The sequence below is a fragment of the Kitasatospora sp. NPDC093102 genome (assembly GCF_040683915.1).
Taxonomy (GTDB): domain Bacteria; phylum Actinomycetota; class Actinomycetes; order Streptomycetales; family Streptomycetaceae; genus Kitasatospora.
The window spans coordinates 321,217-344,569 of record NZ_JBFBFA010000002.1 but is presented as its reverse complement, the minus strand read 5'-3'; the positions used below and the strand labels follow the sequence as shown (position 1 = coordinate 344,569).

Annotated in this window: 22 protein-coding genes and 1 riboswitch; of the genes, 9 read left to right on the top strand and 13 right to left on the bottom strand. The window is 73.6% G+C overall.

Features of this window, described 5'->3' with window-relative positions; genetic code table 11:
• Nucleotides 1–18: 18 nt before the first annotated feature.
• The gene (locus AB0O11_RS04905) at nucleotides 19–1,224 is read right to left on the bottom strand and encodes an FAD-dependent oxidoreductase (protein WP_363381728.1); all 1,206 of its coding nucleotides are present in this window, start codon (nucleotides 1,222–1,224) and stop codon (nucleotides 19–21) included.
• Between the two features lie 155 nt (nucleotides 1,225–1,379).
• Nucleotides 1,380–1,492, top strand: a riboswitch (TPP riboswitch).
• A gap of 3 nt (nucleotides 1,493–1,495) precedes the next feature.
• Between AB0O11_RS04905 and thiO the strand changes: the two genes are divergently transcribed.
• The 4 genes from thiO to pknB all read left to right on the top strand — a co-directional run bounded on the left by thiO (nucleotide 1,496) and on the right by pknB (nucleotide 5,639).
• Nucleotides 1,496–2,671 carry a glycine oxidase ThiO gene (gene thiO / locus AB0O11_RS04900; RefSeq protein WP_363381727.1) on the top strand — a complete coding sequence of 392 codons (1,176 nt, stop codon included), beginning with the start codon at nucleotides 1,496–1,498 and terminating at the stop codon, nucleotides 2,669–2,671.
• A complete protein-coding gene (thiS, locus tag AB0O11_RS04895) occupies nucleotides 2,668–2,892 on the top strand; it encodes a sulfur carrier protein ThiS (RefSeq protein WP_363381726.1) in 225 nt (74 codons plus the stop codon). The genes thiO and thiS overlap by 4 nt, the downstream gene beginning before the upstream one ends.
• Nucleotides 2,893–2,895: 3 nt before the next feature.
• A complete protein-coding gene (locus AB0O11_RS04890) occupies nucleotides 2,896–3,714 on the top strand; it encodes a thiazole synthase (RefSeq protein ID WP_363381725.1) in 819 nt (272 codons plus the stop codon).
• Between the two features lie 146 nt (nucleotides 3,715–3,860).
• Nucleotides 3,861–5,639: a Stk1 family PASTA domain-containing Ser/Thr kinase gene (pknB, locus tag AB0O11_RS04885; RefSeq protein ID WP_363382022.1), complete on the top strand. Its 1,779-nt coding sequence runs from the start codon at nucleotides 3,861–3,863 to the stop codon at nucleotides 5,637–5,639.
• A gap of 32 nt (nucleotides 5,640–5,671) precedes the next feature.
• Here the strand turns inward: pknB and AB0O11_RS04880 are convergent, their stop codons facing one another.
• Complete coding sequence (locus AB0O11_RS04880; RefSeq protein WP_224281435.1) at nucleotides 5,672–6,301, bottom strand: sulfite oxidase-like oxidoreductase; 630 nt, start codon at nucleotides 6,299–6,301, stop codon at nucleotides 5,672–5,674.
• Nucleotides 6,302–6,566: 265 nt separating this feature from the next.
• Between AB0O11_RS04880 and bfr the strand changes: the two genes are divergently transcribed.
• A complete protein-coding gene (bfr, locus tag AB0O11_RS04875) occupies nucleotides 6,567–7,046 on the top strand; it encodes a bacterioferritin (RefSeq protein ID WP_224281434.1) in 480 nt (159 codons plus the stop codon).
• A gap of 4 nt (nucleotides 7,047–7,050) precedes the next feature.
• On the opposite strand, the gene AB0O11_RS04870 is transcribed toward bfr, so the two are convergent.
• Both AB0O11_RS04870 and AB0O11_RS04865 read right to left on the bottom strand, forming a co-directional pair.
• Nucleotides 7,051–7,323, bottom strand: a complete 273-nt coding sequence (locus AB0O11_RS04870) for a (2Fe-2S)-binding protein (RefSeq protein WP_363381723.1) — start codon at nucleotides 7,321–7,323, stop codon at nucleotides 7,051–7,053.
• 160 nt (nucleotides 7,324–7,483) lie between these two features.
• On the bottom strand, nucleotides 7,484–8,833 hold the full coding sequence (locus AB0O11_RS04865) for a class II 3-deoxy-7-phosphoheptulonate synthase (RefSeq protein ID WP_363381721.1): 1,350 nt from the start codon (nucleotides 8,831–8,833) through the stop codon (nucleotides 7,484–7,486).
• A 304-nt stretch (nucleotides 8,834–9,137) separates the two neighbouring features.
• Between AB0O11_RS04865 and AB0O11_RS04860 the strand changes: the two genes are divergently transcribed.
• Nucleotides 9,138–11,099: an anthranilate synthase family protein gene (locus AB0O11_RS04860; RefSeq protein WP_363381719.1), complete on the top strand. Its 1,962-nt coding sequence runs from the start codon at nucleotides 9,138–9,140 to the stop codon at nucleotides 11,097–11,099.
• A 69-nt stretch (nucleotides 11,100–11,168) separates the two neighbouring features.
• On the opposite strand, the gene AB0O11_RS04855 is transcribed toward AB0O11_RS04860, so the two are convergent.
• The 3 genes from AB0O11_RS04855 to AB0O11_RS04845 form a co-directional block, all read right to left on the bottom strand.
• A complete protein-coding gene (locus AB0O11_RS04855) occupies nucleotides 11,169–11,849 on the bottom strand; it encodes a response regulator transcription factor (protein WP_363381718.1) in 681 nt (226 codons plus the stop codon).
• The gene (locus tag AB0O11_RS04850; RefSeq protein WP_363382019.1) at nucleotides 11,849–13,015 is read right to left on the bottom strand and encodes a DUF5931 domain-containing protein; all 1,167 of its coding nucleotides are present in this window, start codon (nucleotides 13,013–13,015) and stop codon (nucleotides 11,849–11,851) included. The genes AB0O11_RS04855 and AB0O11_RS04850 overlap by 1 nt, the downstream gene beginning before the upstream one ends.
• A 112-nt stretch (nucleotides 13,016–13,127) precedes the next feature.
• Nucleotides 13,128–13,943, bottom strand: coding sequence for a lysophospholipid acyltransferase family protein (locus AB0O11_RS04845; RefSeq protein WP_363382016.1), 816 nt, complete (start codon nucleotides 13,941–13,943; stop codon nucleotides 13,128–13,130).
• A 211-nt stretch (nucleotides 13,944–14,154) separates the two neighbouring features.
• Here AB0O11_RS04845 and AB0O11_RS04840 point away from each other — a divergent pair, with 211 nt between their 5' ends.
• Nucleotides 14,155–14,949 (top strand): alpha/beta fold hydrolase, encoded by a 795-nt coding sequence (locus tag AB0O11_RS04840; RefSeq protein WP_363381716.1) that lies wholly within the window; start codon nucleotides 14,155–14,157, stop codon nucleotides 14,947–14,949.
• A gap of 10 nt (nucleotides 14,950–14,959) precedes the next feature.
• Nucleotides 14,960–15,697: a hypothetical protein gene (locus AB0O11_RS04835; RefSeq protein WP_363381714.1), complete on the top strand. Its 738-nt coding sequence runs from the start codon at nucleotides 14,960–14,962 to the stop codon at nucleotides 15,695–15,697.
• Here the strand turns inward: AB0O11_RS04835 and AB0O11_RS04830 are convergent.
• From AB0O11_RS04830 to AB0O11_RS04810, 5 genes are all read right to left on the bottom strand, one after another.
• Nucleotides 15,694–16,503 carry an endonuclease/exonuclease/phosphatase family protein gene (locus AB0O11_RS04830; protein WP_363381713.1) on the bottom strand — a complete coding sequence of 270 codons (810 nt, stop codon included), beginning with the start codon at nucleotides 16,501–16,503 and terminating at the stop codon, nucleotides 15,694–15,696. The two genes, AB0O11_RS04835 and AB0O11_RS04830, sit on opposite strands and share 4 nt — an antisense overlap.
• Nucleotides 16,504–16,631: 128 nt before the next feature.
• On the bottom strand, nucleotides 16,632–17,576 hold the full coding sequence (locus AB0O11_RS04825; RefSeq protein ID WP_363381711.1) for an ROK family glucokinase: 945 nt from the start codon (nucleotides 17,574–17,576) through the stop codon (nucleotides 16,632–16,634).
• Nucleotides 17,577–17,768: 192 nt separating this feature from the next.
• The gene (locus tag AB0O11_RS04820; RefSeq protein ID WP_363381709.1) at nucleotides 17,769–18,239 is read right to left on the bottom strand and encodes a DUF5304 family protein; all 471 of its coding nucleotides are present in this window, start codon (nucleotides 18,237–18,239) and stop codon (nucleotides 17,769–17,771) included.
• Nucleotides 18,240–18,343: 104 nt separating this feature from the next.
• Nucleotides 18,344–19,516 carry an ArsA-related P-loop ATPase gene (locus AB0O11_RS04815; RefSeq protein ID WP_363381708.1) on the bottom strand — a complete coding sequence of 391 codons (1,173 nt, stop codon included), beginning with the start codon at nucleotides 19,514–19,516 and terminating at the stop codon, nucleotides 18,344–18,346.
• Nucleotides 19,517–19,542: 26 nt separating this feature from the next.
• Nucleotides 19,543–19,977 (bottom strand): SRPBCC family protein, encoded by a 435-nt coding sequence (locus AB0O11_RS04810; protein ID WP_224284715.1) that lies wholly within the window; start codon nucleotides 19,975–19,977, stop codon nucleotides 19,543–19,545.
• Nucleotides 19,978–20,311: 334 nt separating this feature from the next.
• Between AB0O11_RS04810 and AB0O11_RS04805 the strand changes: the two genes are divergently transcribed.
• Entirely contained in the window at nucleotides 20,312–22,105 is a 1,794-nt protein-coding gene (locus tag AB0O11_RS04805; RefSeq protein ID WP_363381706.1) for a long-chain fatty acid--CoA ligase, read from the top strand.
• A 64-nt stretch (nucleotides 22,106–22,169) separates the two neighbouring features.
• Here AB0O11_RS04805 and AB0O11_RS04800 read toward each other — a convergent pair whose 3' ends face one another.
• Nucleotides 22,170–23,306 carry a glycosyltransferase family 4 protein gene (locus tag AB0O11_RS04800; RefSeq protein WP_363381704.1) on the bottom strand — a complete coding sequence of 379 codons (1,137 nt, stop codon included), beginning with the start codon at nucleotides 23,304–23,306 and terminating at the stop codon, nucleotides 22,170–22,172.
• Nucleotides 23,307–23,353: the final 47 nt, after the last annotated feature.

Sequence of the window (23,353 nt, the reverse complement as noted above, 5' to 3'; positions counted from 1 at the left end):
CCCACCGCGCACACGGCCCTACGCCGTGGCCGCCTTCAGCGGCACCGCAGGGTCGGCCGCGCGGGCCGGGTCCAGCGCGGTGCCGCGCTCGATCAGCTTCCGTCCCTGGGCGAGGTCGCGCGGCCGGTCCACGGTCAGCAGCGCGCTCGGCACGCCGTCGCGCAGCCAGAGCACCGACCAGTCGGCATCCTGCGGGCCGCCGCGCCAGAGCAGCTCGTCGCCCTCGGCGTGCCGGCCGGCGTACTGGACCATCCGCCCGAACTGCTCGGACCAGAAGTACGGCACCGGGTCGTAGGCCGGCGCGTCCGCGCCCAGGACGGCGGCGGCCACCGCCTCGCCGGACTGCAGGGCGTGGTCCCAGTGCTGGACGGCCAGCCGGGCGCCGGCCCGGGCCGAGGGGTAGCTGACGCAGTCGCCGGCCGCGTAGACACCGGGCGCCGAGGTGCGCAGCCGCCCGTCCACCACGACGGCACCGGTCGCGTCCAGCTCGATCCCGGAGCCGGCCAGCCAGCCGGTCGCGGGACGCGCCCCGATACCGACCACGACCTCGTCGGCGGGCAGGTGCGAGCCGTCCGCCAGCAGCACCGTGCCGGGCTCGACGGCGGCCACACCGACCCCGCAGCGCAGGTCGACCCCGGCCTCGGCGTACCAGGCGGCCATCGCCGAACCGATCTCCGTCGGCAGCGCGCCGGGCAGCGGCGCCGGGCCGGCCTCGACCACGGTCACCTCGCAGCCCGCCGCGCGGGCCGCGCCGGACACCTCGGCACCGATCCAGCCCGCGCCGACCAGCACCAGCCGCAGCCCGGGGCGCAGCAGCGCGCGCAGCGCCAGGGCGTCGTCCAGGGTGTGCAGCAGGTGCGCCCGCTCGGCGCCGGGCAGGGCGCGCGGGACGGCGCCGGTGGCGATCACCAGCGAGCCGTACGGGAGGTCGCCGCCGTCGGTGTGCAGCACGCCGGGGGTGAGGCCGGTGGCCCGGCGGCCGGTGAACAGTTCGATGCCGAGCTGCCCGTAGTCGATGTCCAGGGCGGTGGAGTCGGCCTTGCCGAGCAGCACGTCCTTGGAGAGCGGCGGCCGGTCGTACGGCGCGTGCGGCTCCTCACCGACCAGCGCGATCCGCCCCTGCCAGCCTCCCTGCCGCAGCTTGAGGGCGGCCTGCGCCCCGGCCAGCCCGGCTCCGACGACGACCACCTGATCCGTTCCGCTCAGCTCTGCCACGCCCGTCACTGTACTCAGCGGCCGGCCGGCAGCTGCGGGCCGTCCTCCCGTCGTACCGGCCCTCCGGCCACACGGAGCGCGGAGACGGGCGCGGGTCGTCTCCATCCCCCCTGGTCCACCCTGCGTACGGGCCTTCGGCCGGGCCGACCCCCGGCGTTAAGGTGGGGGCACCACACGGGAGCCCGGCGTACCGGGCTGAGAGGCGGGCTGGCACGGCCTGCGACCGTCCGAACCTGATCCGGGTCATACCGGCGAAGGGAGAAGAGCAGCTTTGTCACGCTTGCCATCAGGCGCCCGCGCGGACGTGCTGGTGATCGGCGGGGGCGTCATCGGCCTCGCCGTCGCCTGGCGCGCCGCCCAGCGCGGGCTGCGGAACGTGATCGTGGTCGACCCCTCCCCCGGTGGCGGCGCGGCCCGGGTCGCGGCCGGAATGCTCGCCCCGGTCACCGAGCTCCAGTACGGCGAGGAGCCGCTGCTGCGTCTCGGCATGGCCTCGAACGAGCGGTACGCGGCCTTCGCCGCCGAGCTCACCGAGGCGAGCGGCGGCCTGGACACCGGCTACCGCCGGTGCGGCACCGTCGCCGTGGCGCTGGACTCCGACGACCGCGAGGAACTGCGCGAACTGCACGCCTTCCACCAGCGGCTCGGCCTGGACTCGACCTGGCTGACCGGCCGGGAGGCCCGCAAGCTGGAGCCGATGCTCGCCCCCGGCGTGCGCGGCGGACTGCACGTGGCCGAGGACCACCAGGTGGACGGCCGCCGGCTGCTCGACGCCCTGGTCTTCGCCTGCGAACGCGCCGGGGTCCTGCTCCACCGGGCCGAGGCCGTCGAGCTGCTGGTCGAGAACGGCCGCGCGACCGGCGCCCGGCTGAGCACCCACGAGACCGTGACCGCCGAGCAGGTCGTCCTCGCGGCCGGCCCGCACAGCCACCGGTTGCCCGGCCTGCCCGAGGGGACGCTGCCCGCGATCCGCCCGGTGAAGGGGCAGGTGCTCCGCCTCCGGGTCCCGGACGCCTACCGGCCGTTCCTCTCCCGCAACGTCCGCGCCGTCGTCCGCGGCCGGCACCTGTACCTGGTGCCGCGCGAGAACGGCGAGCTGGTGGTCGGCGCGACCACCGAGGAACAGGGCTACGACACCACCGTCACCGCCGGCGGGGTGTACGAACTCCTGCGCGACGCCCACGAGTTGGTCCCGGGGATCACCGAACTCCCGCTGGCGGAGACCTCGGCCGGGCTGCGGCCCGGCTCGCCGGACAACGCCCCGCTGCTGGGCCCGACTTCACTGCCCGGGCTGGTCGCCGCCACCGGCCACTACCGCAACGGCGTGCTGCTCACCCCGGTGACCGCCGACCTGGTCGCCGAGTACCTGGCCACGGGTGAAGTCCCGGATCTCGCAAGGCCGTTCACACCCGCCCGGTTCTCCCCCGACCACTCCACCACGAAGGCCTCCGCATGACCGAGACCGCCCTGAACGAGATCGCCCTGACCGTCAACGGCGAGCCCCGCCGGGCGCCCGCCACGACCACCCTCGCCGAGGTGGTGGCCTCCGTCAGCAAGGCCAACACCGGCGTCGCCGCCGCCCTCAACGAGGCCGTGGTGCCCCGCAGTTCGTGGTCCGAGACGCCGCTGAGCACCGGCGACCGGGTCGAGATCCTCACCGCCGTCCAGGGAGGCTGAGCCATGGCCGATGCCCGTCTCTCCGACGACAAGGACAGCCTCACGATCGCCGGGACGACCTTCTCCTCCCGGCTCATCATGGGCACCGGCGGCGCGCCCAGCCTGGAGGTCCTGGAGCGCGCGCTGCTCGCCTCCGGCACCGAGCTGACCACGGTGGCCATGCGCCGGGTCGACGCCTCCACCCAGGGCTCCGTCCTGGACGTGCTGACCCGCAACGGCATCCGGGTGCTGCCCAACACGGCCGGCTGCTTCACCGCCGGCGAGGCCGTGCTGACCGCCCGGCTGGCCCGCGAGGCGCTCGGCACCGACTGGGTCAAGCTGGAGGTGATCGCCGACGAGCGCACCCTGCTGCCCGACCCGATCGAGCTGCTGGACGCCGCCGAGACGCTGGTCGACGACGGCTTCACCGTCCTGCCCTACACCAACGACGACCCGGTGCTGGCCCGCAAGCTGGAGGACGTCGGCTGCGCGGCCATCATGCCGCTGGGCTCGCCGATCGGTTCGGGCCTGGGCATCCGCAACCCGCACAACTTCCAGCTGATCGTGGAGGGCGCGGGCGTCCCGGTGATCCTGGACGCGGGCGCCGGCACCGCCTCCGACGTGGCGCTGGCGATGGAGCTGGGCTGCGCCGCGGTGATGCTCGCCTCCGCGGTGACCCGGGCTCAGGACCCGGTGCTGATGGCCGAGGCGATGCGGCACGCCGCCGAGGCGGGCCGGCTCGCGCACCGGGCCGGCCGCATCCCGCGCCGCTTCCACGCCGAGGCCTCCTCCGCGATGGCCGGCCGGGCCGACCTGGACACCCGCGAGCGCCCCGCGTTCTGACCGAGCCGGTGGGCCCGTGTCACGAGCCCCGCGCCGCCTGTGCCCCGTGGCACAGGCGGCGTGTCACAAGCCGGGCACAGCCGGGCCCGAGGCGGCGTCCTCCGGGTCCGGCCACCCGCGGCGGCACTAGACTCGCCCGGGTGGACATGGCACTGCACGACCCCCTGATCGGTACCCTGCTCGACAACCGGTACCGGGTCGAGCAGCGCATCGCGACCGGCGGGATGTCCACCGTCTACAAGGGCACCGACACCCGTCTGGACCGGGTGGTCGCGCTCAAGGTGATGCACCCCGCGCTGGCCGGCGACGAGGGCTTCACCGCCCGCTTCATCCGCGAGGCCAAGGCGGTCGCCAAGCTCACCCACCCCAACGTGGTCAACGTCTTCGACCAGGGTGCGGACCGCGGCCACGTCTTCCTCGCCATGGAGTACGTGCCCGGCCGCACCCTGCGCGACCTGCTGCGCGACCGCGGCGCGCTCTCCGTCCGGGCCGCGCTGGACGTGCTGGAGCCGGTGCTGGCCGCGCTCGGCGCCGCCCACCGGGCCGGGCTGGTCCACCGCGACGTCAAGCCCGAGAACGTGCTGATCACCGAGGGCGGTCTGGTCAAGGTCGCCGACTTCGGCCTGGTCCGGGTGCTCGGCGCCGCCGACGGCGCGCCCACCTCGACCACCACCGCCACCGGCGGCACGGTCATGGGCACCGTCTCCTACCTGGCCCCCGAGCAGATCCTCCCCGACGCCCCCACCGACCAGCGGGTGGACGTCTACGCGGCCGGCATCCTGCTGTACGAGATGCTCACCGGCCGCCGCCCCCACACCGGCGACAACCCCGTCCAGGTCATGTACAAGCACCTGCACGAGGACGTCCCGGCCCCCTCGCTGGTCGCCCCCGCCGTCGGCCCCGGGCTGGACGCGATCGTGGCCGGCGCCTGTGCCCGGTCCGCCGACGCCCGCCCGTACGACGCGGTCGAGCTGCTCGCCGCCCTCCAGCGGGTCCGCCGCACCCTCACCCCGGCCGAGCTGGACGCCGAACCGCCGGCCTCCACCCGGCCCAGCCCGCGCTACCCGACCAGCGAGCCGACCTCGGTGATCCAGCCGCTGCCACGGCCCGCCGACGCCCCGCCGACGGAGCGCACCAGCGTGCTGGACATGCCGCCGGAGCTGATGGACGAGCTGCTCGCCGAGCCGCGCCCGTACGACGAGCCGACCCCGGTGCACCTGCGCCGGCCGGGCCTGCTGCGCCGTCTCCCCCGCAAGCCGCTGATCTGGACGGCCGCGCTGACCGCCCTGGTACTGGCGGTCGGCGGCGCCACCTACGGGATCTCCGAGGGGCTGTACGGCTCGGTGCCGGGCGTGCTCGGCAAGGACCGGGCCGAGGCGCAGCGGGTCCTGGACAAGGGGGGCCTGCACGGGAGGTTCGTCGAGGTGTTCAGCGAGTCCGTCCCGTCCGGAGAGGTGATCTCCACCGAGCCCGGGGTGGGCGCGCGCACCCGCAAGAGCGACAGCGTCACCGTCACCGTCTCCAAGGGCCCCAAGCGGATCGCGGTGCCGGACCTCGCCGGCAGGAGCGCCGCCGACGCCGCCGCCGCCCTGACCGGAGCCCAGCTGACCAGGGGCACCGTGACCGAGACCTACAACGACACCGTGTCCGAGGGATCGGTGATCAGCAGCTTGCCGGCGGCCGGACAGCTGCTGCAGGAGAACTCCGCGGTCTCGCTGGTGGTCAGCAAGGGCATGGTGCCGGTCCCGGACGTCACCGGGATGAGCAAGGACGAGGCGCAGAAGGCGCTCCAGGCGGCGGGCTTCACCATGCAGACCTCCGGCTGGGACGTGTTCGGCGCGGTCACGTCGTCCGGCCAGAGCCCGGCGGCGGGCGAGCGGCGCCCGCAGCGCAGCGTGGTGACGGTCAAGTTCTCGCTGTTCTAGCCCGTTCCAGCCTTTCGGCCCTTCGGCCGGGATCAGCGCAGCGGCCCGTCGCCGGGCTCCTCCTGGTAGGAGTAGCGCTGCTCGCGCCAGGGGTCGGCGAGGTTGTGGTAGCCGCGCTCCTCCCAGAAGCCGCGCCGGTCGGCCCGCATGTACTCCACCGCGCGCACCCACTTGGGGCCCTTCCAGGCGTACAGCCGCGGCACCACCAGCCGGACCGGGAAGCCGTGCTCGGCGGTGAGCGCCTCGCCGTTGCGATGGGTGGCGAGCAGGGTGTGCGGGTCGGCGAAGTCGGCCAGCCGCAGGTTGGCGCTGTAGCCGTACTCGGCCCAGACCATGACGTGGGTGACGCCGGGCGCCGGGGGCACCAGGTCGAGCACCACGGCGGCCGACACGCCCGTCCACTCGTTGCCGAGGACGGAGAACTTCGTCACGCAGTGCAGGTCCGCGACGACGGTGGTGCGCGGCAGGGCGTTGAAGGCCTCGAAGTCCCAGCTGTGCTTCTCCGCCGAGGCGGTGGCGCCGAACACCTGGAGGTCCCAGGTCAGCGGCTTGAAGCGGGGCACCGGCCCGTAGTGCAGGGCGGGCCAGCCGCGCTGCGCGCGCTGTCCCGGGGGGAGCCTCGGGTCAGACGGCGGAAGCGGTTCGTGTTTCGACTGACCCATGGATCCATGGTGACAGACGGCGGGCGGGCCACGCCGCGCGCCCCTTTCCGCGGATTCGCGCCCCCGCCCGTACGGGCCGGCGGCCGATCGACCACCAGCACGTTTCGTCATGAATCGGATATTCCGACACATGTCCTAGTGAGTGTGAACTTACTGGAATTTCCTCCCAAAGCGGTGCCAGGATGCGCAGCGCAGGACCCAGCACAGGACCCAGTACAGGACTCAGCGCACGACACACGGCAGCACGAGTGCAGGAGGCACCACCATGCAGGGCGATCCCGAGGTCATCGAGTTCCTCAACGAGCAGCTCACCGCCGAGCTGACCGCGATCAACCAGTACTTCCTGCACGCCAAGATGCAGGAGAACTTCGGCTGGACGAAGCTCGCCAAGTACACCCGGCACGAGTCCTTCGACGAGATGAAGCACGCCGAGACCCTCACCGACCGGATCCTGTTCCTGGAGGGGCTGCCCAACTACCAGCGGCTGTTCCACGTCCGGATCGGCCAGACGGTCAAGGAGATGTTCGAGGCGGACCGCCAGATCGAGGTCGAGGCGATCGACCGGCTCAAGCGCGGGATCGTGGTGATGCGGGCCAAGAACGACGTCACCTCGGCGAACATCTTCGAGGACATCCTGGCCGACGAGGAGCACCACATCGACTACCTCGACACCCAGCTGGAGCTGCTGGAGAAGCTCGGCGAGGCGCTCTACATCGCCCAGGTCATCGAGCAGCCGGAGTCCTGAGGACTCAGGCCACCCGCAGCGGGGCCACCGGGACGGCCTCCGGGGCCGGGGCCGCCGGGGTCTCCGGTTCCGCGAGGCCGAGCTTCGCGGCCAGCCGGGCGGTCGGACAGGGGCGGGCACCGTGCTCGCCGAGCAGCGCCTGGATGCGGCGCACGCAGGACCCGCAGTCGGTGCCGGCCTTGCAGCCCCTCGCGATCTGGCGCGGGGTGCCGGCGCCCCCGTCGATCGCCTTCTTCACCTGGTCCTCGGTGACCGCATGGCACATGCACACGTACATCGCGGTCTCTCCCGGGTGTGAGGTGGAGTGGATCTTGACTAAGGTCTGCCTTAGTTCACTGAGGCTTACCTTACCTGCCGAAACGGGTGCGAAAAAGCCCCTCCGGGCTCGGGAACCCCGAATCCGGAGGGGCCTTCGTCACATCCGACGGACGCCGGGCCTACTGGCCGCGGTACATCTCCGCCACCAGGAACGCCAGGTCCAGCGACTGGCTGCGGTTGAGGCGCGGGTCGCAGGCCGTCTCGTAGCGCTGGTGCAGGTCGTCCACCAGGACCTCGTCGCCGCCGCCGACGCACTCGGTGACGTCGTCGCCGGTCAGCTCCACGTGGATGCCGCCCGGGTGGGTGCCGAGCGCGCGGTGCACCTCGAAGAAGCCCTTGACCTCGTCCAGGACGTCGTCGAAGCGGCGGGTCTTGTGCCCGCTGGAGGCCTCGAAGGTGTTGCCGTGCATCGGGTCGCAGATCCACACCGGCTTGGCGCCGGAGGCGGTGACCTTGTCCACCAGGTTGGGCAGGTGGTCGCGGATCTTGCCCGCGCCCATCCGGGTGATGAAGGTCAGGCGGCCGGGCTCGCGCTCCGGGTCCAGCTTCTCGATCAGGGCGAGCGCGTCGTCCACCGAGGTGGTCGGGCCGAGCTTGACGCCGATCGGGTTGCGGATCTTCGAGGCGAACTCGATGTGCGCGTGGTCCAGCTGCCGGGTGCGCTCGCCGATCCACACCATGTGGCCGGAGACGTCGTACAGCTCGCCGGTGCGCGAGTCCACACGGGTCAGCGCGGTCTCGTAGTCGAGGATCAGCGCCTCGTGCGAGGAGAAGAACTCGACGGCCTTGAACTCCTCCGGCACCACGCCACAGGCGCTCATGAACGCCAGGGCGTTGTCGATCTCCCGGGCGAGCTGCTCGTAGCGCTGGCCGGCCGGCGAGTTGCGGACGAAGTCCTGGTTCCAGGCGTGCACCTGGCGCAGGTCCGCGTAACCACCGGTGGTGAACGCGCGCACCAGGTTGAGCGTGGCGGCGGACGCGTTGTACATCCGCTTCAGGCGCTCCGGGTCCGGGATGCGGGACTCGGGGGTGAACTCGAAGCCGTTCACCGAGTCGCCGCGGTAGACCGGCAGGGTCACGCCGTCGCGGGTCTCGGTCGACTTGGAGCGCGGCTTGGAGTACTGGCCGGCGATGCGGCCGACCTTCACCACCGGCACCGAGGCCGCGTACGTCAGTACGGCGGCCATCTGGAGCAGCGTCTTCAGCTTGTTGCGGATGTGCTCCGCCGAGACGCCGTCGAAGGCCTCGGCACAGTCACCGCCCTGGAGGAGGAAGGCCTCCCCGCGCGCCACGGCTCCGAGCCGGGCGCGCAGCTGGTCGCACTCGCCGGCGAAGACGAGCGGCGGATACGAGGCGAGCTCGGCAAGGGTCTTGCGCAGAGCCTCTTGGTCCGGCCATTCAGGCTGCTGCGCCGCGGGCAGGGACTGCCAGGAGTGGGCAGCCCTCGATGTCTCAGTCGTAGCGGTCACACCGCCAAGGCTACGGGGTGACAGGAGTGACTCGTGACTATTGCCCGATGGGTGAGACGCATCTCGGACAAAGACGTGATCCCCCTCACGCGTCCCGGCGCATCCGCTACGCTCGGACCATGCACGCGCCCCACACCCACTCCTGGTGGTGGGCCTCCCCCATGGGTGGCCCACAGATGGCGCGTTCCTAGACGAACACGACGGCCGCCCCTCGGGGCGGCCGTCGGCGTCTGAGCAGACGGCCCTCCGGGAGCGGACCTTGCACCGCCTCTCATGCCAGTCCACCCGGAAGGAAGCCGTTCCCGTGACCACCGCTGCCGACTTGCTCACCCGTCTCACCGGCCCCGACGCCCCCGCGTTCGCCCTCCTGCACCGCCGCACCCCCCGGCTCAGCCCGGACACCGTCGAGGTGCTGCTGGGCACCGTCGACAGCTACGAACACCTCGCCGACCTGCCCGTCCGCAGCGGCGCGCCGGCCGGCGGCGGCCCGGTGCACGACCTGCTCGCACTCGTCCCGTACCGCCAGATCCGCGAGCGCGGCTTCGAGGCGCACGACGACGGCACCCCTCTGCAGGCCCTCTCGGTGACCGCGCAGCACGTCCTTCCGTTGGCCGAATTCACCTCCGTCCTACCGAAGTTGCCGGTCTCACTTGCCGGTGGCAGGTTCGATGTGGACGACGATGCGTACGCGTCGATCGTCCGCCGGGTGATCCGGGACGAGATCGGCAACGGCGAGGGCGCCAACTTCGTGATCCGGCGCGACTTCCACGCGACGCTGGAGGCCCCCGGCGGAACCGGTGAGGGACACTGCCCCCCGGAACTCGCGCTGACGCTGTTCCGGCGGCTGCTGGAGCAGGAGCGCGGCGCGTACTGGACCTTCCTGGTGCACACCGGCGAGCGGGTGCTGGTCGGCGCCTCCCCCGAGGTGCACGTCCGGCAGAGCGGCGGCACCGTCGTGATGAACCCGATCTCCGGCACCTACCGCTACCCGGCCGGCGGCTCCGACCTCGACTCGCTGCTCCAGTTCCTGCACGACCCCAAGGAGCTGGAGGAGCTCACCATGGTCGTGGACGAGGAGCTCAAGATGATGTGCACGGTCGGCGACCTCGGCGGCCAGGTGCTCGGGCCCCGGCTCAAGGAGATGGCCCACCTCGCCCACACCGAGTACGAGCTGCGCGGGCGCACCTCGCTGGACGTCCGCGAGGTGCTCCGCGAGACGATGTTCGCCGCGACCGTCACGGGCAGTCCGGTCGAGAACGCCACCCGGGTGATCAAGCGCTACGAGCCCTCCGGGCGCGGCTACTACTCCGGCGCGCTCGCCCTGATCGGCCGCTCCGCCAGCGGCGGGCAGCTGCTGGACTCGCCGATCTGCATCCGCACCGCCGACATCGACCCGGCCACCGGCCGGGTGGTCGTCCGGGTCGGCGCCACCCTGGTGCGCCACTCCGTCCCGGAGTCCGAGGTCGCCGAGACCCACGCCAAGGCCGCCGGGGTGCTCACCGCGATCGGCGCCCGGCCCGCGCCCGCCCGGCTGCCCCACCCGGTCGGCCCCCGGCTCGCCGACGACCACCGGGTGCAGGCCGCCCTGGACTCCCGCCGGACCGACCTCGCGCCGTTCTGGCTGCGGATGCAGGAGCCGGCCGAGATCACCGAGGCCGAGCCGACCCTGGTCGTGGACGGCGAGGACACCTTCACCTCGATGCTCTCCCACCTGCTCAGCTCGCTCGGCCACCGGGTGACGGTGGCCCGCTACGACGAGCCGGGGCTGCGCGAGCGGGTCGCGGCGCACCCGGGCGCGCTGGTGCTCGGCCCCGGCCCGGGCGACCCGGCGCTCGCGGACGACCCCAAGATGATGCTGCTGCGGCCGATCGTCGCGGACGCGCTGGCCGCCGTCCGCTCCGGCGCCCGCACCTCGCCGCTGCTCGCGGTCTGCCTGAGCCACCAGCTGCTGGCCGCCGAACTCGGGCTTCCGCTGGGCCGCAAGGCCGTCCCGTACCAGGGAGCGCAGGAGCGCATCGACCTGTTCGGCAGCAAGCACACGGTCGGCTTCTACAACACCTTCATCGCGCGCTGCTCTGAGGCGGACGCGGCGCGGCTCGCCGCCGAGGGCATCGAGGTCTCCCGGGACGCCGTCACCGGCGACGTGCACGCGCTGCGCGGGCACGGCTTCGCGGGGCTCCAGTTCCACCCGGAGTCGGTGCTCACCCGCGACGGGGTCGGCATCGTGGCGGGCCTGCTGCGCGAGGCGACGGCCGCGCTGCGCTGAGCCGGCGGCGCGGCCCCGGGCGGCTGTGTCCCGCCCGGGGCCGCGCCGTGGGGCGGGGCCGGAGGGCGCTCAGATCCCGTCGTCCAGGCCCTGCTCGATCGCGTACCGGACCAGCTCGACCCGGTTGTGCAGCTGGAGCTTCCCGAGCGTGTTCTGCACGTGGTTCTGCACCGTCCGGTGCGACAGCACCAGTCGGTCGGCGATCTGCCGGTAGGACAACCCCTTGGCCACCAGCCGCAGCACCTCGGTCTCCCGGGCCGTCAGCTGCGGGGCGGCCGGCGCCGAGGCCGGGGCCGGCTCGGCGGCCAGGCGGCGGAACTCGCCGAGCACCAGGCCGGCCAGGCCCGGGGTGAACACCGCGTCGCCGACGGCCGTACGACGCACCGCGTCCAGCAGCTCCTCCCGCCCGGCCGACTTCACCAGGTAGCCGGTCGCACCGGACTTCACCGCCTCCAGCACGTCCTGGTGCTCGCCGCTGGCCGACAGCACCAGCACCCGTACCGCCGGGTCGTGCGCGACCACCTGGCGGCACACCTCGGCGCCGGGCAGAACGGGCAGGTTGAGGTCCAGCACGACCACCTGCGGCGTGCAGGCGCGGGCCCGGCGGACGGCCTCCTCGCCGTCGCCCGCGGTGGCCACCACGTCCAGCCCGGCCTCGGCGAGGTCCCGCGAGACGGCGTCCCGCCACATCGGGTGGTCGTCCACCACCATCACCCGCACCGGCCGGTCGGTGGTCGGCTGATCGGCCATCAAGAGCCCTCCCTCGGGACGCGAAGTTCGACCTCGACGCCCTCCCCGGGCACCGAGTACAGCTCGGCCGTGCCGCCGAGGTCCAGCAGCCGGCCACGGATGGACTGGGAGACGCCGAGCCGGCCGGCCTGCTCCGCCTCGCCGAGCCGGCCGGGGGCGAAGCCGGGGCCGTCGTCGCGGATGCTGACCGTGACCGCCTCCGGCTCGTCCTCGACCAGGATCCAGGCCCGGGCCCGCTCCCCCGCGTGCTTGCGCACGTTGTCGACGGCGGCGCCGACCGCCGCCGCGAGCTCGCCCGCTGCCGGGCCGGGCAGCAGCACCGGGGTGCCGGGGGCGGAGAGCGTGATCCGCTCGTCCGCGTACGGGCGCAGCAGCGCGGTGAGGTCGTGCGGCGCGTCCGGGTCCGGCGGCTCGGCGGTGCCGGGCCGCGGCGCACGCTGGGCCGGCAGCGGACCGCCCGTCATCAGGGCCCGCAGCGCACGCTCCTGTTCGCCGGCCAGCCGGCCGAGCTCCGCGAAGTCCACGCCGGAGCCCGGACCCTCGCTCAGCTCCGCACCGCGCCGCTGGACCAGGGCGAGCACCTGGAGCACGCCGTCGTGGATGTCCCGGGAGAGCCGCTCGCGCTCCCGGGTGGCCGCCTCGACCTGGAGCGCCCGGGTGAGGGTGGCCTCGCTGGCCCGGGCCAGCTCGATCACGTAGCCGATCGCGCAGCCGGCCACCATCAGCAGCACGATGTTGTGGATGTTGTCGCCGGTCGGCCCGCCGTGGCCGAGGATGTTGGCGACGCCGATCACCGAGCCCGAGGCCGCCGCCGGGCGCCAGCCGCCCTTCGCGGCGAAGCCGAGCACCGTGCCGGCCGCCCAGATGGTCGGCAGGGTGGGCGCGCCGTGGCTGATCCGGGCCGGGGAGTCGGTCAGGCCGCTCATCACGATGCCGGTGACGGCGAGGGTGAGGTCGGTGCCCAGGACGTACCGGGTGCAGCGCTGCGGATTGGCGAAGGCCCGGGTGCTGGCCAGGGTCCACAGGGTCAGCGTGCCGAGGAAGATCCAGCCGGCCACCGGGTGCAGGAAGTGCAGGTACGAGTTGAAGTACCGCAGCAGGGCGTAGCACAGGGCCAGCACCCGGAAGTAGGAGATCGCCTTCCACAGCGGGAGCTCGACGGACATGCCGCCGGCCGCCACCGTGCCGCCGACCGCGCCGGCTCTGCCGCCGTCGTCCGTCATCCTCCCCGCCCCTCCCCTGGGCCCGTCCGGGCCGGCCGTGCGGCCGCCCGGGCGCCTACTCCGGCTTCTCCGAGGTGCCCGGCTCGGGCGACTTCTCCGTCTTCTCCGCCTCGGCGGACTTCTCCGCCTTCTCGGCCTCGGCCGCCTCCGCCTTCTCCGCCTTGGCCGCGGCCCGGCGCTCGGCGTCGGCCTTCTTCTTGTCCTCGGTGATCTGCCGCTTGGCGGCGGTCGCGTAGATGTCCACGTACTCCTGGCCGGAGAGCCGCATGATCTCGTACATCACCTCGTCCGTCACCGAACGGAGGATGAAGCGGTCGTTCTCCATGCCGTGGTAGCGGGAGAAGTCCAGCGGGCGGCCGATCCGGATGCCGGGGCGGATGCCGAAGCTGGGGATCACCTGGCCGGGCGGCTGCACCTTCTCGGTGTCGATCATCGCGACCGGGATCACCGGGGCGCCGGTGGCCAGCGCGACGCGGGCCAGGCCGCCGACCTTGCCGCGGTACAGCTTGCCGTCGGGCGAACGGGTGCCCTCCGGATAGACGCCGAACAGCTCGCCGCGTTCCAGCACCGCGATGGCGCTGCGGATCGCGGCCTCGCCGGCACCGCGCACGCCCGAGCGGTCCACCGGCAGCTGGCCGACGCCCTTGAAGAACGCGGCGGTCAGCCGCCCCTTGAGGCCCGGGGTGTTGAAGTACTCGGCCTTCGCGATGAAGGTGACCCGGCGCTTGATCAGCGCGGGGAAGAAGAACGAGTCCGAGAAGGACAGGTGGTTGCTCGCGATGATCGCCGCACCCTCGGCGGGGATGTTCTCCTCGCCCTCGATCCACGGCCGGAAGAAGATCCGAAGCAGTGGCGCGACGATCATCTTCATCAGTCGGTAGAACAACCCGGGCCTCCTGTTATGCGGACCGGTCGATCCTAATGCCCCGCGGCCGTCCGGTGTGCCCGGCCCCGCCGTAGGGGCCGCGCCCGGCCGCTCGTAGGGGGTGTACGACCCGGCGCGGAGCGTGGGACGATGCGGTTCCGCAGCACCACCTCCAGCGTTCCTCCCCCAGCGCCACCCGCCCGCGAAGGAGTCCGCCATGCCGTTGCTGCCCGGTGCCGAGCCGTACCGCCACCATGGCGGACCGGTGGGGGTGCTGCTCTGCCACGGCTTCACCGGCTCGCCGCAGTCGCTGCGGCCGTGGGCCGATGACCTGGCGGCTGCCGGGTTCACCGTCTCGCTGCCGCTGCTGCCCGGACACGGCACCCGCTGGCAGGACATGCAGCTCACCCGCTGGGAGGACTGGTACGCCGAGGTCGAGCGCGAGCTGCTGGCCCTCGCCGGGGAGTGCGAGCAGGTCTTCGTCTGCGCGCTGTCGATGGGCGGCGCGCTGGCGCTGCGGCTCGCGGCGCTGCACGGGCCGACCGTCTCCGGCCTGGTGCTGGTCAACCCGTCGGTGCGCTCGGACACCCCCGTGAGTGTGCTGCTGCCGGTGCTGCGCCACCTGCTTCCCAGCGTGCCCGGAGTCGCCGACGACATCGCCCGGGCCGGTGCGGCCGAGGTCGCCTACGACCGCACCCCGCTGCACGCCGCCTGGTCGCTGAGCCGGCTGTGGCGGGAGGTCCAGCGGCTGCTGCCGGAGGTGACCCAGCCGGTGCTGCTCTTCCACAGCCCGCAGGACCACGTCGTCTCGCCGGCCAACTCGGAACTGGTACTGGCCCGGATATCCTCGACGGACGTGACGGAGCGGCTGTGCCAGCGCAGCTTCCACGTCGCGACGCTGGACCACGACGCGGCGGAAATATTCGCGGCCTCCCAGGACTTCATCCGACGGCTGGCTCCCGCGCACGTGGCGGGCGTCACCCGGGTCGAATCCGACGATCACCATGGCTGAAGGGCCGGAAGTGCACGAGAGCAGCACGGCGGGCGGCGGGGACGAGACTCCCCGCGAGGACGGCGCGACGAAGGACGGCGGGACGAACGCCGCCGCCCCGGGCGGTGCGCCGACGGACCGTACCGGCACGGACGGCGCCGCGACGCCCCCGCCGGTCAAGGACGCCGCCGGGGACACCGCCGGGCCGGAGGCCCCCGCCGAACGCCGTCCGCGCCGGGCGCCCGAGCGCAGCCAGGCCGAGCAGGACGAGATCTTCGCCGCCCTGGTGGCCCAGTTCGACGACCCGGTCGACCTCAACAACCCGAACTGGCCGGAGGTCGAGAACCTCCGGGCGCAGAACGAGCTCAAGGGCGGCTACAAGGACGGCAGCGGCGGCCGCGGCGAGCAGGACGACCTCTCCGACCTCGCCCCGCAGCCCCGTCCCCGCTCCGGCCGGCCGGTGATGCCGGCGGGCGGCGCGGGCCCACGCGACTTCGAGCTGGCCGAGGAGACCGACGAGGGCCACTACGTCCCGCCGGAGCCCCCGCCCCTTCCGGCCGCCGACGTGACCGCCAAGTTCGCCTGGCTGGCGGTGCTCGGCGGCCCGGCCCTGCTGCTGGTCGACGCGGTGGTCTGGCGGGAGATCTCCGGCTGGCCCGCCTGGGTCGGCATCACCGCCTTCCTCGGCGGCTTCGTCACCCTCGTCGCGCGGATGAAGGACCGCGACGAGGACGAGCCGGAGGACCCGGACCACGGCGCCGTCGTCTAATCCCCCGGCCGGCCGCCCGGCTGACCGCTCGGCAGTTCGAGGACGGCGAGCACCGGCAGGTGGTCGGTCGCGGCCCGCAGGTCGGCCCCGGTGACGCCGGGGAGCCCGTGCGGCACCCCGCAGCCGAGGACGGTGATCCCGGGCGTGGCGAAGACGGCGTCGATCCGCTGGTGGGGGTGCTCCGGTACGGAGGTGAACTCGCCTCCCCAGGGCGCGGTCGGGTACCCGTCCTGGAGCCGGGAGGCCAGCAGCCGCCAGCCCGGCCCGTCCGGGTGCTCGTTGAAGTCCCCGGCCACGACGCCGAGCTCGGCGATCCCGAGCTGGTCGAGCAGCAGCTCGAACTGCCCGTACCGCTCCTCCTGGTCCAGGCTGAGGTGGCAGCTGGTGACGGTGAACGGCGCCGTCCCGGGCAGCCGCAGCAGCGCACTGGCGAAGCCCCGGGCGTGCAGGCCACGGGTCTTGGGCAGCAACCGGTCGTGCACTCCCAGCAGTTCCACCGCGCCGGGCCGGCCGAGCAGCAGCGGACCGGCGGCGGTGCGGCCGCCGCCCGCCAGCACGGCCGTCCCGGTGCTCCGGGCCAGCCAGGCGGCCTGGCCCTCGGGCCGCCAGTAGCGCGGGGACTCCTGGATGCAGACCAGGTCCGGATCGCAGGCCCGGATCACTCGGGCCAGCGCCCGCCGGTCGTCGCGCAGCGAGCGGATGTTGTAGCTGAGCAGGCGCAGCCGGCCCGGGCCGGGCGGCGGCAGCGGTTCGACGTTCGCGGCGGTTTCGGTCTCGCTCGCGGCGGTCGTGGTCGCGGCGCTCATGGTCCTCCCCTGGGCGGTCACCGGATCGATCCGACGGTACGCGGCCGGGCCGGGACGTGCGACGGCGGCGGTGCGTCCGGGATCGGTCGGGGCCCGGTCGCACCGCCGCCGGCGGGCTCGAAGGGGTGTCAGGCGGTGCGGGCGAGGTCCGCCGCGCCGACGATGCCGGCGGCGGAGCCCATCGAGGCCAGGACGACCTCGGCGCGCGGGCGGTGCACCCCGCCGGTCAGGTAGTGCTCGAAGGCCTTGGCGACCGGGTCGAGCAGCAGCCGGCCGGAGTCGGAGACGCCGCCGCCGAGCACGAAGACGCCCGGGTCGAACAGCGCGGCGAGGTCGGCCATGCCGCGGCCCAGCCAGTCGGACAGCTCGGCGTAGCACTCCAGGGCGAGCGGGTCGCCCTCCTCGGCGGCCTGGGTGATGTGGATGCCGCGGATGGTCTCGGCCACGCCGTCGTTGAGCTCCAGCATCCGGCGGCCGCGCTGCGGGTCGGCCGCGGCGTTCTCCCGGCCGTAGCGGCGCAGCGCACGCCCGGAGCCGTACTGCTCCCAGCAGCCCTTGCCGCCGCAGCCGCAGGGCAGGCCGTCGGGGACCATGTTGAGGTGGCCGATCTCGCCGGCCACGCCGAAGCGGCCGCGGTGCAGCCGGCCGTCCAGGACGATGCCGCCGCCGATGCCGGTGCCGACGGTGATCAGCACCATGTCCTGGTGGTCGGCGGCCGCGCCGAAGCGGAACTCGGCCCAGGCGGCGCAGTTGGCGTCGTTCTCGATGACGGCGGACAGGCCGGTGAGCTCCTCGATCCGCCCGCGCAGCGGCTCGTTCTCCCAGTCGATGTTGGGGGCGAAGATCACCGTGGAGCGGTTGCTGTCCACGAAGCCGGGGGCGCCGACGCCCACCGCCGTGACACCGGGGTGCTCATCCTTGAGCTCGCGCACGGCCTGCGCGATGGCGTCGACCGCCCACTGCGGGTCGGCCGGGGTGGGCACCCTGGTCCGGGCCAGGATCGTGCCCGCCTCGTCGACCACGCCTGCCGCGATCTTGGTCCCGCCGACATCGACGCCGATGGTCAGAGCCATGTGTCCCTCAGCTATTCACTCGTTCCCGCTGGACGGAACGCTACCGCCCAACCCTGTCCCCGTACACAGCCTCGCATACATTATCCGAAGACAATCCTGGAACAACCGAGCCGATACGCTTCAAAAGTCGTATCTAATTTCCTTCTTCGTGACGTAAGAGAGCAACGCGATCACCCTCCGGAAGTCACGGTTTCACTGCTTGGCGGACGGCCTGTCAGCCCCGTCAAGGCCGGAGTCGCGGTCGGCGTCACGGCCGGCGTCACGGTCTGCGTCGAGGTCGATCTTCTCGGTCGGCGCGCCCTGCCCGGCGGTCCAGCGGCGCTCCTGCCCGACCACGGCGGCGCGGTAGGCGGCCAGCAGCTCGGCACCCGCCGCGGCGAGCCCGGTGCCGGCCGCGGCGAGGTGGGAGTAGACCTCCGGCTGCTGGGTGCGCAGCCGGTCGGCCAGCCCGGAGAGGGTGATCAGGGTGGTGGCGCTCGCCTCCTGGGCCTTCTCGCCGAGCGCACCGGCGAACCGGCGCACCTCGTCCACCAGCGGGCCCAGCTCCGGCCCGAACGGGTTCGACTGCCCGTCGCCCGGCGCAGTGCGGTCGCCGTCAGCCCCGGCACGGTCGGACTCGGCACGGTCGTCGACGGGCTCGGTGCGGTCGTCGGTGCTGGTCATCGCGGGCGCCTCCTCAGCCGTGGCCGCACCCCGCGGCCCTCCGGCCCGACGCTACCCGACCGGCCGGGCAGCCAGAAAAGGCGCCGAACCCCGCCGAACCCCCGTCAGCCCCGGGGCCAGAGCGCCGGGTCGGGCGCGAACCGCACCGAGAGCACCCCGTCGTGCAGCCCCGCCCCGGCCACCGTGCACCGGCGCAGCGCGGACGGCAGGGTGAGCACCCGGCGGTGGGTGCCGAGCCCGACCACCAGCTCGTCGCCCCGGCGGACCAGGTCCAGCTCGGACCGGTCGGCGCCGGGCAGGTCGAGGTGCCAGACCAGCAAACCCTCCTCGGCAAGCCGGTCCTCGACCGGCCAGGGCGCGGGCGCGAGCCGCTCGGGCCCCTCCCCGTCCCCGTAGAGCCGGTCGGCGACGGCCTCCAGAGTGGCGGCGGCCAGGTCGGTGACCAGCACCGGGGCGTCGGTCTCGGCGGCGAGCCCGGTCAGCTCCTCCTGCCGGCGGCGGGCCAGCGCGGCCAGCCAGGGGTCGGGCGAGGAGACGGCGGCGTCGGGCAGCGCGCCGTGCACCACCACGGCGTCCGGCCGGTGCCCGTGCAGCGCGAGCCCGGCCCGGATCCGGCGCAGCTCCTGGTACGGGTGGCCGTCCGCCGGGACGACCAGCCGGACGCTGGTGCCGGGGCCGGTGATCGCGGCGCGGGACTCGGCCAGCGCCGCGGCGGCCTTGGTGCGCCCCTCGTACAGCCAGTCGGCGGGCATCGGGACGCCGGCCAGCCCGGCCAGCAGCGGGCGCAGCGCCCGGGCGGCCTGCCGCTGCTCGGGGACGAGCCGGTCCAGGTAGCGGGCGAGCTGCTCGGACAGGGCGAGGGTGGCGATCAGTTCGGCGGGCGGCGGGGCGAGCACGACCAGGACGTCCTGGTCGGCGGCGGGCAGGGCGCGCAGCAGGGCGAGCCGGGCGATGCCGGGGAGGGCGGTGAGTTCCTCGGGATCGAGCTGTTCGGCGCCGAGCAGGTCGAGGGCGGGCTTGAGCCGGCCGGTGAGCTCGCCGACGGCGTAGCGGAACGCGGCCTGCTCGTCGATCCGGGAGACGGTCAGGCCCGGTGCGCAGTGCTGCGGTTCGGGCTCCAGCCGGATGCCGAGGGCGGAGTCCAGGGCGCGGTGGGGGTCGTCGCCGGCCAGCAGCCAGGTGCGGTGGCCGCGCCGGGCGGCGTGCAGGGCGGTGGCGGCGGCCACCACGGGCGCGCCCGCGTCGCCGCTGACCAGGATGGTGCGTGTCGCCGTCATGCCGTCCGGCCCCCCGTTCGGTGCAGTCAGCCTTCGACGCGCTTCTTCAGACCGGCCAGGGCGCGGTCGATGATGACCTTCTCGGCCTTGCGCTTGATCATGCCGAGCATCGGGATCTTGACGTCCACGGCGAGCTGGTAGGTCACCTCGGTGCGGCCGCCGGCCAGCGGGGCGAGGGTGTAGGAGCCGTCCAGCGAGCGGAGCATCTGGCTGCGGACGAGGGTCCAGGAGACCTCGCGGTCGCCGTCCCAGGTGTAGGCGAGGACGTGCTCGTCACGGATGGCGCCGGCGTCGAGCAGCAGCCGGACCTGGGCGGCGCGGCCGTCCCCGCCGGTCTCCAGGACCTCGATCTCCTTGACCTCGCCGGTCCAGGCCGGATAGGCGGCGAAGTCGGCGATCACGGCCATGACCGTGGCCGGGGTCGCGTCGATGGTGATGCTCGACCTGGTGTGCTCCGCCATGGAATGGCCCTCCGCCTCGTCCCTCTGACTGCCGGTCCGGCCGGGGCGCGCTCGGCCCGGTCCGCCCGGAGCAGGCTATCGCGCCCGGCGAGCGAGTCGGCGGTGCGGGCCGCACCCGACGGCCGGGTGCACTGCGGCGGGCGCCGGGCGACCGGGCATGTTACCGGCCGGTTACCGCGCGCTGCCATAGGGTGCCATTCGAACGACCCGGTCACGGCCTGGTCGGATCCGGCCGGGTGTGACACTTCGAACACCGGAGCCAACCCCCTGGTCGAAGCTGCCTACTGGGCAGTAACGTCCTGCCGTCCCGCAGCGTCGCGAACGAGGAGCAGTCTTGCTCGACTTCAGCCTTCCGGCCCTCTACCAGGTTCCCAGCGGTGGCAACCTCGCCGACCCGGTGCACCGGAACGCCGAGGAGCACCCGGACCTCGCCGTGCTCAGCCGGAAGGTGGACGGCCAGTGGCAGGAGTTGACCTCGGTCCAGTTCCTGGCCGAGGTGCACGCCACCGCGAAGGGCCTGATCGCCGCAGGCGTCGAGCCGGGCGACCGGGTGGCCATCATGTCCCGCACCCGGTACGAGTGGACGCTGCTGGACTTCGCGATCTGGACGGCCGGCGCGATCACCGTGCCGGTGTACGAGACCTCCTCCGCCGAGCAGGTCGAGTGGATCCTCGGCGACTCGGGCGCGGTCGCGGTGATCACCGAGACCGACCAGCACGTCCGGGTGGTCGACGGGATCCGCGAGCGGCTGCCGGAGCTGAAGCGCACCTGGCAGATCGAGGGCGGGGCGATCGCCGCGCTGGCCGAGGCCGGGCAGAACGTCCCGGACGCGACGATCCAGGAGCGCCGCCGGATCGCCGGCCCCGACGACCTCGCCACCATCGTCTACACCTCGGGCACCACCGGCCGCCCGAAGGGCTGCCAGCTGACCCACGGCAACTTCCTGGCCGAGTGCGGCAACGTCGTCGAGCGCCTGGCCCCGCTGTTCCGCCTCGGCGAGAGCTCCGTCCTGCTCTTCCTGCCGCTGGCCCACGTGTTCGCCCGGATCGTCGAGATCGCCCCGGCGATGGCCCCGATCAAGCTCGGCCACGTCTCCGACGTCCGGAACGTCACCGCCGAGCTGGCCGCCTTCAAGCCGACCCTGATCCTGGGCGTGCCCAGGGTCTTCGAGAAGGTGTACAACACCGCCCGTGCCAAGGCCCAGGCCGACGGCAAGGGCAAGATCTTCGACAAGGCCGCCGAAACCGCGATCGCCTACAGCCGGGCGCTGGACACCGGCGGCCCGGGCCTGGTGCTGCGGCTCAAGCACGCGGTCTTCGACAAGCTGGTCTACAGCAAGCTGCGCGCCGCCCTCGGCGGCCGGGCCACCCACGCCATCTCCGGCGGCGCCCCGCTCGGCGAGCGCCTGGGCCACTTCTACCGGGGCATCGGCTTCACCGTCCTGGAGGGCTACGGCCTGACGGAGACCTGCGCGGCCACCGCCTTCAACACGTGTGACAAGGCGAAGATCGGTACGGTCGGCCAGCCGGTGCCCGGCGCCTCCGTCCGGATCGCCGAGGACGGCGAGGTCTTCTTCAAGGGCCCGCACGTCTTCACCGGCTACTGGAACAACCCGCAGGCCACCGCCGACACCCTCAAGGACGGCTGGATCGCCACCGGCGACATCGGCTCGCTGGACTCCGAGGGCTACCTGACCATCACCGGCCGGAAGAAGGAGATCATCGTCACGGCCGGCGGCAAGAACGTCGCCCCGGCCGTGATCGAGGACCGGATCCGGGCGCACGCCCTGGTCGGCGAGGTCATGGTGGTCGGCGACCGCAAGCCCTTCGTCGCCTGCCTGATCACCGTCGACCCGGAGTTCTTCCCGAAGTGGAAGGAGCTGAACGGCAAGCCCGCCGGCGCCACCGTCGCCGACCTCGCCGCCGACCCGGACCTGCTGGCCGCCCTCCAGTCCGCGGTGGACGACGGCAACGCGGCCGTCTCGCACGCCGAGGCGGTCAAGAAGTTCCGCCTGCTGGACACCGAGTTCTCCGAGGAGAGCGGCCACCTGACGCCCTCGCTCAAGCTCAAGCGCAACGTCGTGCTGAAAGACTTCGCGGCCGACATCGAGGCCATCTACCAGAAGTAGCCGGACCCACGGACGCCGGACGGGCCCCGTCTCCTCCCCGGGAAGGAGGCGGGGCCCGTCCACGTCACCCGGCCAGCAGCGAGGTCAGCCGCCCCGCCAGCAGGTCCCAGCGCCAGGAACGCTCCACCCAACGCCGCCCGGCCTCGCCCATCCGCCGCCGCAGCTCCTCGTCGTGCAGCAGCCGGACGATCCGCTCGGCCGCCGCCGAGGCCGAGCCGCCGGGCACCACGTACCCGGTCTCGCCCTCCAGCACCGCGTCCGGCGCCCCGCCGGAGTCCCCCGCGACCACCGGCAGGCCGGTCGCCGAGGCCTCCAGGTAGACGATGCCCAGACCCTCGACGTCCAGCCCCCCGCGCCGGGTGCGGCACGGCATCGCGAAGACGTCCCCGGCCCCGTAGTGGGCGGGCAGCTCCCCCCACGGCACCGAACCGGTGAACCGCACCGAGTCCCGTACGCCCGTGGCGTCCGCGAGCTTCTCCAGGTCCGCCCGGTACGGGCCGCCGCCGACGATCAGCAGCACCGCGTCCGGCACGTCGGCGAGGATCTGCGGCATCGCCTCGATCAGGGTGTCCTGGCCCTTGCGCGGCACCAGCCGGGAGACGCAGACCACCACCGGCCGGTCCGCCAGCCCCAGCCGACGGCGCACCTCGGCGCCCCCGGAGCCCGGGTGGAAGGTCGTCTCGTCCACGCCCGGCGGCAGCTGGACCATCCGGGCCGCGGCCTGCGGCCCGACCGCCGCGGCGATCCGGGAGCGGGTGTACTCGCCCAGGTAGGTCAGCACGTCGGTGCCCGCACCGATCCGGCGCAGCAGCTGCCGGGAGACCGGCAGCTGGGCCCAGGCGGCCTCGTGCCCGTGGGTCATGCCGAGCAGCCGCCCGGCCCCGGCCCGGCGCAGCGTGGGCGCCATCAGCCCGAGCGGGGCGGCGGCGCCGAACCAGACCGAGTCGCACCGCTCCGCGCGCAGGATCTCGGCGGCCCGCCGGGTGACCCGGGGTGTGGGAACCATCACCTTCGTCCGGTCCCGGATCACCGGGAACGGCTGCTCGGCGTCGAAGCGGGCCACCTCGCTGCCGTCCCGCCAGGTCGAGGCGTACACCACGACGCTGCCAGCGGGCTGACGGACGGCCATGTTGTGCACGAAGGCCTGGATGCCACCGGGGCGGGGCGGGAAGTCGTTGGTGACGATCAAGGTTCTGTGCATCAGGCCACGGCTCGTTCGGTCGGGGGGTGCGCGGTGTACCGCTGGGT